Below are 15,389 nucleotides of genomic sequence, written 5' to 3' on the forward strand. Positions count from 1 at the left end.
GCGAGGGCGAGTCGACGATCAGGCGCCGAGATGCGGGCTGCTGAAGTCCAGCCGCCGCAGCCCGGCCTGCACTTCGGGCACGCTCATGAACAGCTTCCACAGCAGGCCCGTGCGGTGGTTTTCCATCATCACGACGATCGGACCCTGGTCGATCGCGAGAAAGGTCCGCGCGAACCAGCCGCGCCGCTCGCAGAACGCATCGACGAAACCGTATTCCTTCCACAGCCGCTCGCCGTGCGCGGCGAGGAGGTGCCGCAGCACGCGCATCACCTCGGCGGGCGCGTAGGGCAGGCTGGCCAGCGCCGCCGTCGGCGAGATGGTGCCGTTGTCGACGTCCGGCGCATGCGCGAGGTAGCCGTCGGGATCGTCGCTGGCGGTCAGGCCCCAGCAGGCTTCGCCGTAGCCCGGATGGCCGTTGGGATTGGCGATGCAGTGCGCGCGGTTGATGCGCACGTGGCGGCAGTTGAGCTCCCAGTAGTCGGCGTAACGGTCTTCCAGGCCGCGCGGATCGAGCCCCAGGAACGAGTAGTGCGCGAAGAACAGCGGGCCGCCGCCGGGCATGCCCAGCGGCAGCTCGATGCCGAAGTAGGAACGGCCGTTGATGTAGCCCGGCCCCGCCGCAAAGCCGCGGTGGTAGACGCGCGGATCGACCGCATGGCGCGGCGCCGCCACCGCCAGCACGTAGGTGATGAGGCACTCGTTCCAGCCGCGTATCTGGTGGTTCATCGCCCAGCCGTGCCGGGGGCTCCAGTGCCAGTACAGGACGTCTTGCCCGCCGCGGGTGAACCAGTCCCATTCGATGTCGCGCCACAGCGTGTCGATGTCGGCGCGCAGCTGGCGCGCGAAGGCCGTGTCCTCGCCGAAGTACTGGCGCGCGCACAGCAGGCCCATCGCGAGGAACGAGGTCTCGACCAGGTCGGCCGCGTCGTCGGTGGGCGTCATCGGGATCGTCGCGCCGCTCGCGCCGTCGAAGAAGTGCGGGAAGACGCCGTGGTAGCGCGTGGCGCGCAACAGCGCATCGAGCATGCGCCGCAGGCGGCTCAGCGCCGCGTCGCGCGTGACCCAGCCGCGCTCGACCGCGACGATCAAGGCCATGATGCCGAAGCCCGAGCCGCCGACCGCGACCTTGTCGTCGTCGGTGTTGCCGTCGAGCGAACGGCGGTCGAGCGCGAGGCCGCTCGCCTCGTCGGCGCCTTCCCAGAAGTAGCGGAAGGTCCGGCGCTGCACGACGTCGATCAAGGCATCGTCGGGCAGGACCGCCAGGGCACTCGGGTTCCGGTCGTCCAGCATGGCGCACGCCTCCTGAGTCAAGCGTCTCGACAAGCCACCATTGGCCTCATGGAGTCGTCGAGGCCACGCGGCCCCGGCAGCGTGACATCATGGCGGCCCTCCTGGGTTCCGATTCGAGTCCGCCATGAGTCGTATCGATGCCATCATGGCCCAGATGACGCTGCCCGAAAAGCTCGGCCAGCTCACGATGACGGCCTCCGGCTACGCGGTGACCGGCCCGGTGATCGCGGGCGACTCCACGCAGGCCATCATCGACGGCACGATCGGCAACCTGCTGAACATGGTGGGTGCCGGGCCGGTGCACGAGATGCAGCGGCTGGCCGTGGAGCAATCGCGGCTTGGCATCCCGCTGCTGATCGGCCTGGACATCATCCACGGCCATCGCACGCTGTTTCCGATCCCGCTCGCGGAAGCGGGCACCTTCGACGACGCGCTGTGGGAGCGCACCGCGCGCGAGGCCGCGCGCGAAGGCGCCGCCGAGGGCCTGGCGATGACCTTCGCGCCGATGCTCGACGTCTCGCGCGATCCGCGCTGGGGCCGCACCGCGGAGGGCCCGGGCGAGGACCCGTGGCTCAACACGCGCATCGCGCGCGCCAAGGTGCGCGGCTTCCAGGGCGGCGACCTCTCGGCGCCCGATGCGCTGGCCGCCTGCGCGAAGCACTTCGTGGCCTACGGCCCGGTCAACGCGGGGCGCGAGTACGCGGCCGTCGACATCTCCGAACGCACGCTGCGCGAGGTGCACCTGCCCGGCTTCGTGGCGGCGCTGGAAGCCGGCGTCGCGACGCTGATGCCGGCCTTCACCGACCTCAACGGCGTGCCGATGACCGCGCACGTGCCGCTGCTGCGCGACTGGCTGCGCGCAAAGATGGGCTTCGACGGCGTCATCGTCAGCGACTACAACGCGATCGCCGAGCTGATCAAGCACGGCGTCGCGGCCGACCTCGTCGATGCCGCGGTGCTGGCGCTGAAGGCCGGCGTCGACATCGACATGATGGCCGACGCGTACCGCAAGGGCCTGCCGGTCGCGCTGGAGCAAGGCCGCGTGACGATCGAGGAGATCGACGCCAGCGTGCGCCGCGTGCTGCGGCTCAAGGAGCAGCTGGGCCTGTTCGACGACCCCTACCGCCGCGGCTCGACGCCGGAGCCCGAGGCGGCGATCGACGAGCGCCGCGCGCTGGCGCGCGAGGTCGCGCGCAAGGCCATCGTGATGCTGAAGAACGAGCGCGATGTCCTGCCCTTGCCTGCCGCGGCGGCGAGGCTCGCCGTCGTCGGCCCGCTGGCCGATGCGAGCACCGAGATGAAGGGCCCATGGTGGGGTGCCGGCGAACACGAGCCGGCCACGAGCGTGCTGGCCGGCCTGCGCGCCGCGCTGCCGCGAGCCGACATCCGCCACGCGCCCGGCGTTGCCATCGACGGCGCGGACGACAATGGCATCCAGGCGGCTGTGGCGCTGTGCGACGGCGCCGACGCGGTGCTGCTGTGCCTCGGCGAGCGCGCCACGATGAGCGGCGAGGCGGCCAGCCGCGCCACGCCCGCGCTGCCGGGCCGGCAGCAGGCGCTGGCCGAGGCGGTGATCGCGCGCGCACGCGCGCTCGGCATCCCGGTCATCGCGATCCTGTTCTCGGGCCGCCCGCTCGTCGTGCCGTGGCTGGCCGAACACGCCGACGCGCTGCTGGCGGCGTGGTTCCTCGGCCGGGAAGCCGGCCACGCGATCGCCGACGTGCTCACCGGCCAGGCGTCGCCGAGCGGGCGCACGCCGATGAGCTGGCCGCGCGCCGTCGGCCAGGTGCCGATCTACTTTGGCGCGCGCCCGACCGGCCGGCCGATGAATCCGGCCGACTACTACACGAGCAAGTACCAGGATGTCGACAACACGCCGCTGTACGCCTTTGGCCACGGCCTGAGCTACGGCCGGTTTCGCTACGAGGGGCTCGAGGTCGAGCCGCGGCGCGTGCGCGAACAGGACACGCTGAGGATCAGCGTGCGGCTTCGCAACGAGGGCGTGCGCGAGGCCGAAGAGACCGTGTTCCTGTTCGTGCGCGACAAGCTCGCGCGCGTCACCCGGCCGCTGCTGGAGCTCAAGGGCTACGCCAAGCTGCAGTTGAAGCCCGGCACGGCGGGCTCGGTGGAGCTGCAGCTGTCGTGCGCCGAGCTGCGCTACCTCGGGCCCGATCTGCAGCCCGTGTTCGAGCCGGGCGAGGTGGAGATCCTCGTCGGGCCGAGTGCAGAGCCGGCGGGCTTGCTGAGGCTGACCATCGAGTTGTGCTGATCGCTCCAGGCCCGTGCGCCCTGGGCGGACGGGCCGTTGCGCGATGGGGCGATGGCGGCGGCCGCCCGCTGCGCGTCGAACCGGATCAGCGCGCCATAGGCGCCGTCGGGGCCGCAGCGCGCGCGTTCGGTGGAACGGGGAAGCCCTCGAAGACCGTGGCCACCGCCTTCTCGGCGGCGCCGCCGCCGTCGCGAAGCATCGCGTCGCTCACGCGGCCCTCCGCGATCCCGCGCCAGACCGCTTCGTTGCGCCGCGCATCGATCAGGTCGATCGCCAGGCGCCCGAGGCGGTAGTCCTCGGTCTCGATGCCGTCCCAGCCCGGAAAGCGCCCCGGCACGCTGCGCAACGCCTGCCGGCCCTCGACGACGACGCCCACGTCGACGAGGAGTTCGGCCGACTGCTCGTCGAACATATAGCCACGGCGTTCGAGTTCGCCGCGCGCGGCCTCGAGCAGGCGCCGATCGATGATCGACCGCACGGCCGCGCCGGCAGGCGCGCGGAACGCGAACGTGCGGTAGCTGCGAAGATCGACCTTGGAATCCTGGATGTGGAAGAGCGCAGGCTTCGGGGTGCTGGTGCAGGCGGCCAGGCCCAGCGCGGCCAGGCCGAGCAGCATGGCGCGGCGTTGAACTTTCATGGGTGTGCTCTTGCTCATTTTGTGGCCTTCGCGTCGATCTCGACGAGCGCCTGGGCGTCGAGCAGGCTGTGCTCGAGCCATTCGTAGGTCAGGTAGGCCAGTCCGTCGTCGCCCCATCCGCTGGACCACGAGTTCTTGACGATGAGGTAGCCGCCGCCCTCGACGCGGTCGTCGTCCTGGTAGCCCACGGCAAGGATCTCGTGGCCGCACAGCGTGGCGCCGCAGCTGTCGGCCTGGACCACCCAGGACACGACGCCGCCCTTGTAGGTCGCGAGCTCGAAGTCGTAGTTCGCGTTGACGCTGATCGCCACCGGGTAGCCGCGATACAGCGCCTGCTTGATGCGTCCTACCGAGGCGTAGAGCTTGTGCGCCGTGGTCAGGCGATAGCCGGCTGCGGACGCGGCGGACGGGTCCTGCTGCTTGAGGTCGCTGCCGCCGCCCTGGGCCTCGGTTTCCGAGCAGGTGGCGTTCGGGTTCTCGAGGTTGTAGCGGGCGCAGAACTTGTCGTCCTGGTTGTACGGCCAGTACGACTCCGCCACCCACTTGGTGTTCTGGCCGATGAACGACGCGAACGTGTCGTAGGGAGAAAGCCCCGCGCTGTCCCAGGTGTCGGTGAGGCGCTTGCCTTCGAAGTACGTGTTCTGTTCCGACAGGTCGGCGTCCTGGTCTTGCCGGGACAGCAGCACTTCCATGCCGCCGTTGAGCGCGAAGGCGACGCAGCTGCCGCGCTGGCCTTGATCGCGAACGCTGGCCTTCAGCTCGCTCAAGCCGGCCACCAGCGCGCTGTCACCCACGCCCAGGGCCGCGGAATCCGTGGTGTCGCAGCCTTCGAGGTCCTGCGGACAGCTGTTCTTCGACGCCGAGATGAGCTTGACCTTGTAGCTGCCGAACACCTGGACCAGCCCGTCGTCGACGGCCGAGATCAGCGATGCCAGTTCGCTGCCGGCGTCCTGGTTGGCCACCACCTTGTCGGTGACGTCGCTCAGGTCGGCCTGCCAGCGGGTGTCGCCTCGAGCATCGCCGTAAGTGGGGGCATAGAAGCCGCTCTCACGGGAGTCGTCGTCGTCGCTGCCCCCGCAGGCCTGGAGTGAAAGGATTGCGGCGGCGAGGAGCGTCGCATGGATGAGTTTCATGTTCGTGTGGTTGTGGATCTCTGAATCGCGGCCCGCGGGCCGTGATGGCAAGTGTCAGAGCCTCGCCACGCGAAGTCGTCTCGCGGCCGTCTTGATTCGGTATCACTTGCGTCCCGCCGCCTGGCGGGGGAACGCCCGGCCCCCGCCCCCAGGCGCGTTCAGCCCTGCGGCGCGCTCCCGCGCGGCGCACGTCTGCGATGCCACTTGGCCAGGACCGCGCGCAAGCGCTCGGCGCTGACGGGCTTGGTGACGAAGTCGTTCATGCCGGCGCGGCGGCAGGCTTCGCGATCCTCTTCGAAGGCGGCGGCCGTCAGCGCGACGATCGGCAAGGCCTGTGGCGCGTACCGGGACCGCAATGTCGCGGTCACGTCATAGCCGCTCATCTGCGGCATGTGCAGGTCCATCAGCACGATGTCAAAGCGCCCTTCGTCCCGGTCGATCAGTTCGAGCGCCTCGCGCCCGCCTTGGGCCGTGACCACCTCGACACCCCATCGGTTCATCAACGCGCTGGCGATCACCACATTGGTTTCGTTGTCCTCCACCAGCAGCACCCTCATGCCGGAGATCGCGGCCTCGTCGGCCGCCGAAGCCGGCGGCGCCTCGCCGGCGCGGACCTGCGGCGGCACGGCAGGCAGCGGAAGCTCCGCCCAGAAGAGACTGCCCTTGCCCGGCTCGCTCTCGGCCCCGACCCGGCCGCCCATCTCCTGGGCCAGCGCCCGACAGATCGACAGGCCGAGTCCGCTGCCTCCGAACTGTCGGGTCGTCGACTCGTCGGCCTGGACGAAGGGCCGGAACAATTGCTTCAGCGTGTCCTGCTGGATGCCGATGCCCGCGTCCTCGACGGCCAGGCAGACACGACCGTCGGTCGTCGCCTTCGCCATCAGGTGCACACGGCCGCGCGAGCTGAACTTGATGGCGTTGCTCAGGAAGTTGGAGAGGATCTGACGCACCCGCACCCGGTCACCGGTCACGTGGGCCGGCACGTCGGGTGCGATCGACAGCGGCAGCTCGAGCCCCTTGGCGGATGCCAGCTCGCGAAAGCCCCGTTGCACCGAGTGCAGCAGGTCGTGGAGGTCGAAGTCGACCTTCTGGAGGCTCGACTCGCCGGCCTCGATCTTGGAGATGTCGAGCACATCCGTGATCAGCTCGGTCAGCGCGCCGGCGCTCTCGACGATGCCTTCGAGGTACTTGCGCAGCCGCGGCGCATCGACCGGCTCGTCCAGGGCCAGGCGGGCCAACCCCAGCACGCCGTTGAGCGGCGTGCGGATCTCGTGGCTCATGTTGGCAAGAAAGGCCGACTTGGCGCGGTTGGCCTGATCGGCCGCGGTCCGCGCGCGGCGCAGCTCGTCGCGCTGGCGGCGTTCGGCCGAGTGGTCCCGAAACGTGATCACCATGCCCCGGATACCGCCGGTCTCGGCCATCGGCTGCACGCCGACCAGCACCGGCCGGCGGCGGCCGTCGAGGCCGACGAACTCGCCCTCGTAGCGGCCGGGCAGCCAGCCGAGGCCGGGGTCGGCGCAGGCCTCGCGGGAGCTGTTCGCGAAGTCGATCGGCGCGAGCGAATCGACGATCCGGTCGTGCAGGCGGAGCCCCAGCAGATCGTCGCGGGCGCAGCCCAGGAGCTGCGCGGCCTCCTCGTTGGCGAACACGCATTCCCCGCGCTCGTCCTCGACCAGGATGCCTTCGCCGACCGCTTCGGCGATGCTGGCCAGGAAGGCGCGCTGGTGCAGCAGCTTCTCGTCGAGCAGCTTCTCGGCGGTGATGTTGGTGCGGATCGACACATAGCGCGACGGCAGGTCGTGCTCGTCGAGCACCGGCACGATGGTCGTGGCCACCCAGTAGAAGCTGCCGTCCCTGCGCCGGTTCTTGAGCTCGCCGTGCCAGACACGTCCGCCCGAAATGGTCTCCCAGAGCTCCCGATACAGCTCGGGCGGATGCTCGCCGGACTTGACGATGTTGTGCTGCGAACCGAGCAGCTCGAAGGCCGTGTAGCCGCTGGTCTCGCAGAAGAGGTCGTTGACGTAGACGATTCTTCCGGTGCTGTCGGCGACGCTGACGATGGCGTGCTCGTCCAGCGCGGCGATGAGCTCCTCCCGGCTCGCGGGGTCCGGCATGGCGTTGTCGATGTGGTGGCCCATGGAGCGCAACGGGGCATCTTCGGCACGGTGCATGGTCATCGGTTCGTCAGCCCTTCGGCGGCTGATAGGGCGCTTGCTCGGCGCGCTCCTTGTCAGGGGCGAGCCGGCGCCCGGTTGGTCTGGGTCGGTCCGTGCATGAAGGCGGCCACCGCTTCGAGCAGGCGGCGCGCCTGCTGCTCGAGGCTCTGGGCCGCGGCCGCCCGCTGTTCCACCAGCGCCGCGTTTTCCTGGGTGGCCTGGTCCATCCTGCTCACCGCCTCGCCCGCCTGCGCGACGCCCGCGCTTTGCTCGGCGCTGGCGGCGCTGATCTCGCCCACGATCGTGGCCACCCGCGAGATCGAGGCAACCACCTCGCTCATGGTCGCGCCGGCCTCGCCGACCAGGGCCGCGCCGTGCGCGACCCGCTCGACGCTGGCGCCGATCAGCCGCTTGATCTCCTTGGCGGCGTCGGCCGCGCGGCCCGCGAGGCTGCGCACTTCGGAGGCGACGACGGCAAAGCCGCGGCCGTGCTCGCCGGCGCGCGCCGCCTCCACTGCCGCGTTGAGCGCGAGGATGTTGGTCTGGAACGCGATGCCGTCGATCACGCCGATGATGTCGGCGATCCTGCGCGAGCTCTCGTCGATGTCGTTCATCGTCGCGACGACTTGCTGGACCACCTCGCCGCCCCTGACGGCAACCGCCGAGGCGCTCGTCGCCAGCTCGTTCGCCTGCCGCGCACGGTCGTCGTTGTGCAACGCGGTCGCGCCCAGCTGCTCCATCGACGCCGCGGTCTCCTGCAGGTTGCACGCCGTCTGCTCGGTGCGCGCACGCAACTCATCGTTGCCCGAGGCAACTTCCGCCGAGGCCCCATGCAGTCCGCGGGCTTGTTCGTTCACGTCGTCGAGCAAAGAGCGCAGGTTGAGCGCGGACTGGTTGACCGCCCGCAGCAGCATGCCGATCTCGTCGACTCGATCGAGGCTGACGTTGCGCTCGGGGCTGCCTTGCGCGGCACTGAGCGCAACTCTCAGCACCGTCGACAGCGGCGCCGCGATCTGCGTCTCGAGCCAGACGATCGCGGCAAGCATCCACAGGCCCGCTCCCGCGGCCACGATCGACAGCGAAGACGCGTCGAGCCCGGCAGCCATGCCGGCGCCGCCCACGACCGGCAGGCCGGCGAGCGCGGCCCATCGAATGCGCGCCCGCACCGACATGGTCTGCAGCGACGGCAAGCGTCCGAGGAGGCCTGTGCGCACGAGCAGGCCCTTGTGCAGCGCCCGTCCGCGCGGCTGGCCGCCACGCAGGTCGCGATAGAGCGCCTCGGCTTGCGCGACTTCGGCGCGCGCCGGCTTGGTTCGAACGGACATGTAGCCCAGCAGGCGTCCGTCGCGCCGCATGGGCGTGGCGTTTGCGCGCACCCAGTAGTGATCGCCGTTCTTGCGCCGGTTCTTCACCAGCGCCGACCAGGACTCCCCGCCCTTCAAGGTCGCCCACATGTCGGCGAAGGCGGCCGCCGGCATGTCGGGATGACGCACGATGTTGTGCGGCTGTCCGAGGATCTCCTCCCGATCGAAGCCGCTGACCGCGATGAACGCCCCGTTCGCGTAGCTGATGTGGCTGTTCACGTCGGTGACGGACATCAGGGTCGTCCCGTCGCTGTAGTCGAACTCCCTTTGCGTCACAGGCTGGTTGTCGCGCATCGTTCTTTCTGTTCAACGCCGATCGATGCATCTTCGACACGCAGCCGCTTTCGCGGATGGGTGTAAACCGCATCGCGGGGCACTACTTGAACGCAAAGTGACGAATCGCGCAGTCCGCGCGGGCCGCGGCGATCTCGGCGATGCGCGCGAGGCGGCTGCCTCAGCCCGATGCTTGCGTCACGCGCGCCAGCAGCTTGTCGCGACGCACCTCGCAGCGCCTGCGATCGCGCCGGATGCCGCCCTCGCCTTCGAGCGTGGCCAATGCGCGCGCGATCGTCTCGCGCCGCGCGCCGAGCAGTTCGGACAAGGCCGAGTGGCTTGGAAGCTCCACCACGGGCACCCGCTGCGCGTCGGCCAGCAGCACGACCACATAGGCCAGCTGCTTCACCACACCGGGCAGGCGCATGACTTCCGACCACGCGGTGACGGCCGCGAAGTTCTCCAGGATCGCCAGGCTTGCATGGGCGTGCAGACCCTGTTCGCAGTCGGCGCGGCCATGCAGGGCGGCGATGGCAATCTCGCAGACGCGAACCGTCGTGAGCGCGACGCAGGAAGCCGGGTTGGGCATGTTGAAGATGCCGAAGGTGCCCAGCGCACTGCCCCGGCTCACGACCCCGACCGGTCGCGATCGGCCGTCGAGGCCGCGGCGGTACGCGAAGACCGTGCCCATCTTGACGACGCGCAGGACGCCGGCCGTGCGGCCTTGCGCCGCAAGCACGTCGTTGCGTCGGAGCACGCGCTCGCGAACATGCGCCTTGAGCAAGGGACCTGCCTCGGGCCCGAGCCGTCCCAGCACGCAATGGCCGCGAATGGCGCATTCATGGCAGTTCGACGCGCGAAGGTGAATGTCGATCGACATGTCAGTGAAGAGGCAATGTGGAAGGCACGAGCCGGCAATCAGGATAGCCGCCGCCGTGCCGGCCCGGCCGGGGCGACGCGGTCGTTACCGAATCAGGACCGACGCGAGACGACTTGGGCGCGCAGAAGTCCGACACTGAATTGAGCGGCCCTCGTGGCCGTCCTCCTGGAAACCGATCCGAGAAGAAGTCGATGAAACCTTTCAACCGCCGCACGCTGCTGCTCGGCCTGGCCACGCTGGCCCTGGCCGCTTGCACGAGCTCTCCGAAGCCCACCACCCTGTTTCGCATCCAGGATCCGAACGTCGATCTCCACACCTACCGCAGCTTCGCGTTCCACGTCAGCCGCCCGCACGGCTACATCTCCGCCGCGGAGGAGCGGCTCTACGAAGCCGCGCGCAACCAGCTCGAGCGCCGAGGCTACGAGTACCAGGCGCAGTCGCCTGACATGCTCGTGAACATCGGTGCCGTCATCGAGGAGCGGCAGGGGCAGCGCCTGGCTGCGGGCCAGCTCGAAAGCCTGGACGGGGCCGGAAGGGAACACTATCGGATGGGGCGCATGGCCATCGATCTGATCGACTCGAAGCGGCACGAAGTGATCTGGCGTGGTGTTGCGGAAGGGCCGGTCAGCGCCGCGATGCTGCGCGACCCGGGCACCTCGGTCGAGAAGGCCGTCGCTGAGATCTTCAAGGGCTTCCCCGTCGGCGTGCGTGCGCGCAACCCGACCGACAAATGACGACCCCTCAGGGCTGCGGGCCTGCGCGGGCCTCGAACCCGCGCAGGTCACTGGAGATCGAAGCCCGCGCCGAACAGGAAGCCGACGTCCGGCGTGTTGTTGAAGCGCATGACGTTCTCCGTCACGGCCGCGGTCAGGCAGGCGGCTTGCAGGCAATGGCGCAGCCCCAGCGAGACCTGGTACTTCATGCCGCGCAGTTCCTCCAGGTCGGTCTCGCGCGAGGTGAACGTGCTGCGGCTGGTCGACAGCTGGGCCACCACGTTGGTCTTCTCGTCCCAGCGGTACTCGTAGCCGAAGATGCCGGTGGGCACCGTCGTCGAGGCGTTGCGATAAGGCGCCGGGCTGCCAGCGAAGCGGACCACGGCAGCGCTGACGTAGAAGGCATGCGCGTGCCGGAACCATTGCGCCGTGACCTGCGTGCCGACGTCGGCGCGGCCGGTCGACATCAGGCCGTTGGACTCCAGCGGCAGCTTGGCTGCCGCCTCGGCCACGACGCGCATGCGCTGCGACGGAATCGGCCAGGTGTAGCGCAGCCCCACGACCGGATCGAGCAGCCCGCCCAGGTCATCGCGGTTCAATTCCTGGACCTTCACGCCCTTGAGGTCCAGGTAGAGATTGAAGCGGTTGCGTGCCGCGCCCGGACGCCCGAAGTCGTCGAAGCCGAACCGGCGGTGGAAGCTCTCGATCATGCCGTCCAGCCTTCCGCCGGTGAACTGGGCCGCCGAGACCATCGCGTAGGCGTCGAGCCGCGGCGACAGCGGATAGCGCACCGTCACGTCGAGCATCGCCAGCTCCATGTCGACGAGATAGTGCTCTCCCGGCGTCGCGCGCAGGCGCTCGACGTCGTCGCCCGTGAAGGCCGAGCGCGGGCGCGTCTGCAGGTAGTCGCGCACGTCTGAACTCGTCGACCAGGTGTTCTGGTAGCCGAACGCGAACTCGATCGCCGGTCGGCTGGCATCCGTCGTCACCGGCGCGGGGCGCATGTCGAGCCGGCGAAAGCCGAACGTCGTCATGTCGCGCACCGGCAGCAGGCCGGCGAAGCCGATGCCGGCGTCGTCGTGCGCCGGCTCGGCGTGAAGCGCGGTGCAAAGCAGCAGCGCGCTGCTCACGGAGATGGCGGCACGCAGGTTGCGGCCTTCGAAGACGGGCAAGCCCATGGGCTCTCGCAATGAAGAATGACCGGATCAGCCGCGGCGCAGGCCCTGCAGCACGAGGTCGAGGTGATGGTCGATGAAGGGTGCGCCGCCCAGGCGCTCCTCGCTCTCGCCGACGGCTCGCAGCAGTTGCTGCTGCAGGCCCGCCATGAAGATCGGCAGCACCAGCGATGCGGCCGCCGCGCGCGGGTCGGCGCACCGGAACTCGCCTTGCTCGATGCCTTGCTGCACGATGCGCGCGATCGACGCGCAGCAGGGTTCGACGACCCGTTCGATCCACGTGCGCGGCAGGCTCGGCAGATTGTGGGCCTCGGCAATGGCGATCCTCAGCAGCCGGCCCGCATCGCCCTGCGCGAGCCGCTCCGCGACGGCGACCAGCGCCTCGCGCAGCGCGTCGGCGCCGCTGCGCCCGGCGCCCGGCGCCGGCTGCGGCGAGGACGCGGCGGCGCGCGACCAGAGACGGTCGGCGACGGCGCCGAGCATTTCGAGCTTGCTGGCGTGGTAGAGGTACAAGGTGCCCTTCGCCACGCCCGCGCGTGCCGCGATCTCGTCGGTGCTCGTGGCGTCGAAGCCCTTCGCCACGAACAGCGACATTGCGGCGTCGAGGATGGCCTCGTCGCGGCCGGGCTCGCGCGCGCGTCGCCGCGGGCTGCCGGCGTCAGGCCGCAGGAGCGTGCTCATGGGTTCACGGCTTTCGCACCCGCGTCCTCGGGGACCGCGTTCGCGGCCGTGAGGCCGTCGTCGGCGGCGAGGCTGCGGCGCAGCCGCTGGAAGGCCTCGGACTCGCGCAGCGCGAGCCGGCCCGCGGCCCTGAGCTTGCGCGCCTGCCCCGGCGCGATCGTCAGCGCGGTAGGCACCCGCAGCAGCAGGTGCCGCAGCGACGGATCGTGCAGGTCGCGAAGGCTGACGTTGATCAGGTGGATCTCGGCGTCGGGCGCGAACGGGCTGCCGGGGCGGCCGCGCTCGTCCTCGAGCTCCTGCGACAGCCGGCGTGCGGCGTCGTCGAGCATCGCGGTCGTCTCGGTGGTGAGCCGCGAGCCGGCGCCGAAGACCAGCGAATCGAGCACTTGCGCGGTGCCGGGGACGCGGTCGCTCTGGTCGATGCGGTCGGCCGTGTCGCGTTCGGAGTTGACGCTGATCAGCACGATGTGGCGCACCGAGCCGGGCGCCATCCCGGCGAAGCCGGCCGCCAGGGAGCCGCGGGAAACGGCGCGATCGAGCAGGCCGCGCACGCCGAGGTTGTCCACCAGCCCGCCGTCCACGAGGTGGATGTAGGGGCGTTCGGCCGAATCGCGGTAGCTCATCGCGATCAGGTGGCGCAGGCGCGCCGCGAGGTTGCGCTGCGTCGTGCGGTCGTCGTCCGCCGCCACCGGGGGGCAGCTGCCGCCGTAGTTGCGCACCGTCATCGGGCTGAGCAGCAGCGGCACCGACGACGAGGCCGCCACCGCGAACGACAGCGGCACGCTGTCGAAGTCGGAACAGATGAGCGCGAACTGCTCGGGCGTGAACTCGAACGGCGCGCCGGTGGTCAGGTCCGTCGCGGTGACCAGCAGGCGCAAGCGGGCGTTGCGCGCGCGCAGGTCGCCGAAGGTGGTGCCACGGAAGACGCGGTCCAGGTGCTCGCGCAGCGCGTCGCTGCGGCCCCACCACGGCGACGTGAGCTTGTGCAGTGTCGACGGCGAGGCCATGTCGCGCAGCAGATGCGACTGGAAGTTGACGAGCAGGAAGTCGTGCTCGAAGCGCGTGAACACCTCGTCGCCGAAGGCGGCGTAGTAGCCGGCCAGGATGCTGCCGCCCGAGACGCCGCTGATCAGCCCAACCTCGTCGAGCAGCGTGGTCTCGCGTCCGTCGATCTCGAAGCGCGTGGCCTTGAGCTCCTCGAGCACGCCCAGACCGAACGCCGCGGCGCGCGCGCCGCCGCCCGACAGGGCCACCGCGGCGACGATCGGCGAACCCGCGGCAGCGCCGGGGTCCATCACGGGCACCATCGCCGGCGGCTGCGCCGCCGCGGGCGCGGCGGATGCCGCCACCGGCTGGTTGATCCAGGGCCGCGTCGTCGAGCATGCGCCGAGCAGCAGCACGGCCGCGCCCAGCGCGAGCGCCCGAACGCGGTGCCACATCGCCTGCAGCGCGAGCGGCTTCATCGCGTGGCCAGCCAGCCGTTGAGCGCGCGCAGGTCCGCCTCGCCCAGCTCGCCGACCGCGGCGGCGAGGCGCACGCGCCCGAGCAGGTAGTCGAAGCGGGCCTGCGCGAGGTCGAGCTCGGCGGCGAAGGATCGCTGCTGCGCATCGAGCACGTCGAGCTCGGTGCGCGTGCCCACGTCGCGGCCGAGCGTCGTCGCCTCGAGCGCGGAGCGCGCGGAGATCAGCGACTGCTGGAACGAGGCGATGCGCGAGACGTTGGTCTTGACCGACAGGTAGGCGTCTTGCACCTGCAGGCGCACGTCGCGCCGCGCGGCCGAGAGCTCCTGGTCGGCCTGGCGCTGCCGCGCCAGCGATTCGCGCTCGCGCGAATCGATCGCTCCGCCCGCGTACAGCGGCACATTGAGCTGCAGGCCGACGACCGCGTTGCGCTGGTTGTCGGAAGCCGCCAGCGGCGACAGGCCGCCGCTCTGGTCGCTGGCTGTGTAGCTGGCCACGAGGTTGAGCGTCGGGCGGCCGGCCAGCTTGTGCTTGCCGATCTCGGCGCCGGCGATCTCGAGCTGGGAGCGCCTCACGCGCACCAGCGTGCTCTGGTCCTCGCCCTTGGCCTGCCATGCCGCGAGGCTGTCCGGCTGGGGCGCGACCGGCGCGAAGCTCGTGGCCAGCGGCGTCAGGTCCTGCGCCGGCAGGCCGATCGCCTCCTTGAACGCGGCGCGGCGCAGGTCGAGGTTGCTCAGCGCCGAGATCTCCTTGGTCTGCACCTGGTCGTAGCGCGCCTGCGCTTCCTGCAGGTCGGTCACCTTGCCGCGTCCGACGTCGAAGCGGGCCTGGGCGCGGTCGCGCTGGGCGCCGATCGCGGCCTTCTCGGCCTGCACGACGCGCACCGTCTCCTCGGCCAGCAGAACGCCGAAGTAGGCCTCGGCCACGCGCTGTGCGAGGTCCTGGCGCGACTGGTCGAACTGCGTCTCGGCCAGCGCGCTGAGCTGGTGCAGCTGCTGCTTGTCGGCGCGCGCGCTCGCGTCGTACAGGGGCTGCGTGAGCTGCACCGAGGCCTGGCGCACGCTGCCGTTGCTGTCCGACGGCACGACCGACGCCAGCGCCGGCGGCAAGCTGCTCGAGCTGCGGCTGTCCACGTAGTTCACGCCGGCCGTCAGGCCGATGCGCGGGCGCAGCAGGGCGTCGCCCTGCACCGCCTTCTCGCGTCCTGCCGCCAGCGCCTCGTCGGCCGCCAGCTTGGCGGGGTCGTAGCGCAGTGCGTGCTCGTAGGCGCCGACCAGGTCGATCGCGTGTGCCGTGAGGGCCTGCAGGCCGAGCACACCCAGTACCGCCCAGCGGACGGCCGAATGCTTCACTTTCAT

General features: G+C 70.5%; 12 protein-coding genes. 2 read left to right on the forward strand and 10 right to left on the reverse strand.

Translation table 11 applies throughout. The features are described 5' to 3' along the window. Positions 1–18: 18 nt before the first annotated feature. Entirely contained in the window at positions 19–1,290 is a 1,272-nt protein-coding gene (locus ACO2TI_RS21410) for a glucoamylase family protein (RefSeq protein ID WP_423287243.1), read from the reverse strand. A gap of 124 nt (positions 1,291–1,414) precedes the next feature. Between ACO2TI_RS21410 and ACO2TI_RS21415 the strand changes: the two genes are divergently transcribed. After that, positions 1,415–3,559, forward strand: coding sequence for a glycoside hydrolase family 3 N-terminal domain-containing protein (locus tag ACO2TI_RS21415; protein WP_423287245.1), 2,145 nt, complete (start codon positions 1,415–1,417; stop codon positions 3,557–3,559). A gap of 85 nt (positions 3,560–3,644) precedes the next feature. On the opposite strand, the gene ACO2TI_RS21420 is transcribed toward ACO2TI_RS21415, so the two are convergent. The 5 genes from ACO2TI_RS21420 to ACO2TI_RS21440 all read right to left on the reverse strand — a co-directional run bounded on the left by ACO2TI_RS21420 (position 3,645) and on the right by ACO2TI_RS21440 (position 9,879). Continuing rightward, on the reverse strand, positions 3,645–4,196 hold the full coding sequence (locus tag ACO2TI_RS21420; protein WP_423287247.1) for a DUF4136 domain-containing protein: 552 nt from the start codon (positions 4,194–4,196) through the stop codon (positions 3,645–3,647). Between the two features lie 14 nt (positions 4,197–4,210). After that, positions 4,211–5,329, reverse strand: coding sequence for a C1 family peptidase (locus ACO2TI_RS21425; protein WP_423287249.1), 1,119 nt, complete (start codon positions 5,327–5,329; stop codon positions 4,211–4,213). A gap of 158 nt (positions 5,330–5,487) precedes the next feature. Then, the gene (locus ACO2TI_RS21430; protein WP_423287251.1) at positions 5,488–7,443 is read right to left on the reverse strand and encodes an ATP-binding protein; all 1,956 of its coding nucleotides are present in this window, start codon (positions 7,441–7,443) and stop codon (positions 5,488–5,490) included. 116 nt (positions 7,444–7,559) lie between these two features. Then, entirely contained in the window at positions 7,560–9,143 is a 1,584-nt protein-coding gene (locus ACO2TI_RS21435; RefSeq protein WP_423287253.1) for a methyl-accepting chemotaxis protein, read from the reverse strand. A gap of 160 nt (positions 9,144–9,303) precedes the next feature. Continuing rightward, positions 9,304–9,879: a Crp/Fnr family transcriptional regulator gene (locus ACO2TI_RS21440; protein WP_423287255.1), complete on the reverse strand. Its 576-nt coding sequence runs from the start codon at positions 9,877–9,879 to the stop codon at positions 9,304–9,306. A gap of 236 nt (positions 9,880–10,115) precedes the next feature. Here ACO2TI_RS21440 and ACO2TI_RS21445 point away from each other — a divergent pair, with 236 nt between their 5' ends. Beyond that, entirely contained in the window at positions 10,116–10,736 is a 621-nt protein-coding gene (locus tag ACO2TI_RS21445) for a DUF4136 domain-containing protein (RefSeq protein WP_423287257.1), read from the forward strand. A gap of 47 nt (positions 10,737–10,783) precedes the next feature. Here the strand turns inward: ACO2TI_RS21445 and ACO2TI_RS21450 are convergent, their stop codons facing one another. Genes ACO2TI_RS21450 through ACO2TI_RS21465 form a run of 4 tightly spaced genes read right to left on the reverse strand, consistent with a single transcriptional unit; the run spans position 10,784 to position 15,389 of the window. Beyond that, the gene (locus tag ACO2TI_RS21450; protein WP_423287259.1) at positions 10,784–11,893 is read right to left on the reverse strand and encodes a DUF3187 family protein; all 1,110 of its coding nucleotides are present in this window, start codon (positions 11,891–11,893) and stop codon (positions 10,784–10,786) included. A gap of 27 nt (positions 11,894–11,920) precedes the next feature. After that, complete coding sequence (locus tag ACO2TI_RS21455; RefSeq protein WP_423287261.1) at positions 11,921–12,571, reverse strand: TetR/AcrR family transcriptional regulator; 651 nt, start codon at positions 12,569–12,571, stop codon at positions 11,921–11,923. Then, complete coding sequence (locus ACO2TI_RS21460; protein WP_423287263.1) at positions 12,568–14,034, reverse strand: patatin-like phospholipase family protein; 1,467 nt, start codon at positions 14,032–14,034, stop codon at positions 12,568–12,570. Before ACO2TI_RS21460 ends, ACO2TI_RS21455 begins: the two co-directional genes overlap by 4 nt. Then, a complete protein-coding gene (locus tag ACO2TI_RS21465; RefSeq protein ID WP_423287265.1) occupies positions 14,031–15,389 on the reverse strand; it encodes a TolC family outer membrane protein in 1,359 nt (452 codons plus the stop codon). Before ACO2TI_RS21465 ends, ACO2TI_RS21460 begins: the two co-directional genes overlap by 4 nt.

It is taken from the genome of Caldimonas sp. KR1-144 (assembly GCF_049446155.1).
Lineage (GTDB): Bacteria > Pseudomonadota > Gammaproteobacteria > Burkholderiales > Burkholderiaceae_C > Rivibacter.

Coding starts and splice junctions, on each gene's coding strand:
- ACO2TI_RS21410 (WP_423287243.1), bottom strand. CDS start 1,290: ATGCTGGACGACCGGAACCCGAGTGCCCTGGCGGTCCTGCCCGACGAT.
- ACO2TI_RS21450 (WP_423287259.1), bottom strand. CDS start 11,893: ATGGGCTTGCCCGTCTTCGAAGGCCGCAACCTGCGTGCCGCCATCTCC.
- ACO2TI_RS21415 (WP_423287245.1), top strand. CDS start 1,415: ATGAGTCGTATCGATGCCATCATGGCCCAGATGACGCTGCCCGAAAAG.
- ACO2TI_RS21430 (WP_423287251.1), bottom strand. CDS start 7,443: ATGCCGGACCCCGCGAGCCGGGAGGAGCTCATCGCCGCGCTGGACGAG.
- ACO2TI_RS21435 (WP_423287253.1), bottom strand. CDS start 9,143: ATGCGCGACAACCAGCCTGTGACGCAAAGGGAGTTCGACTACAGCGAC.
- ACO2TI_RS21455 (WP_423287261.1), bottom strand. CDS start 12,571: ATGAGCACGCTCCTGCGGCCTGACGCCGGCAGCCCGCGGCGACGCGCG.
- ACO2TI_RS21460 (WP_423287263.1), bottom strand. CDS start 14,034: ATGAAGCCGCTCGCGCTGCAGGCGATGTGGCACCGCGTTCGGGCGCTC.
- ACO2TI_RS21465 (WP_423287265.1), bottom strand. CDS start 15,389: ATGAAAGTGAAGCATTCGGCCGTCCGCTGGGCGGTACTGGGTGTGCTC.
- ACO2TI_RS21425 (WP_423287249.1), bottom strand. CDS start 5,329: ATGAAACTCATCCATGCGACGCTCCTCGCCGCCGCAATCCTTTCACTC.
- ACO2TI_RS21420 (WP_423287247.1), bottom strand. CDS start 4,196: ATGAAAGTTCAACGCCGCGCCATGCTGCTCGGCCTGGCCGCGCTGGGC.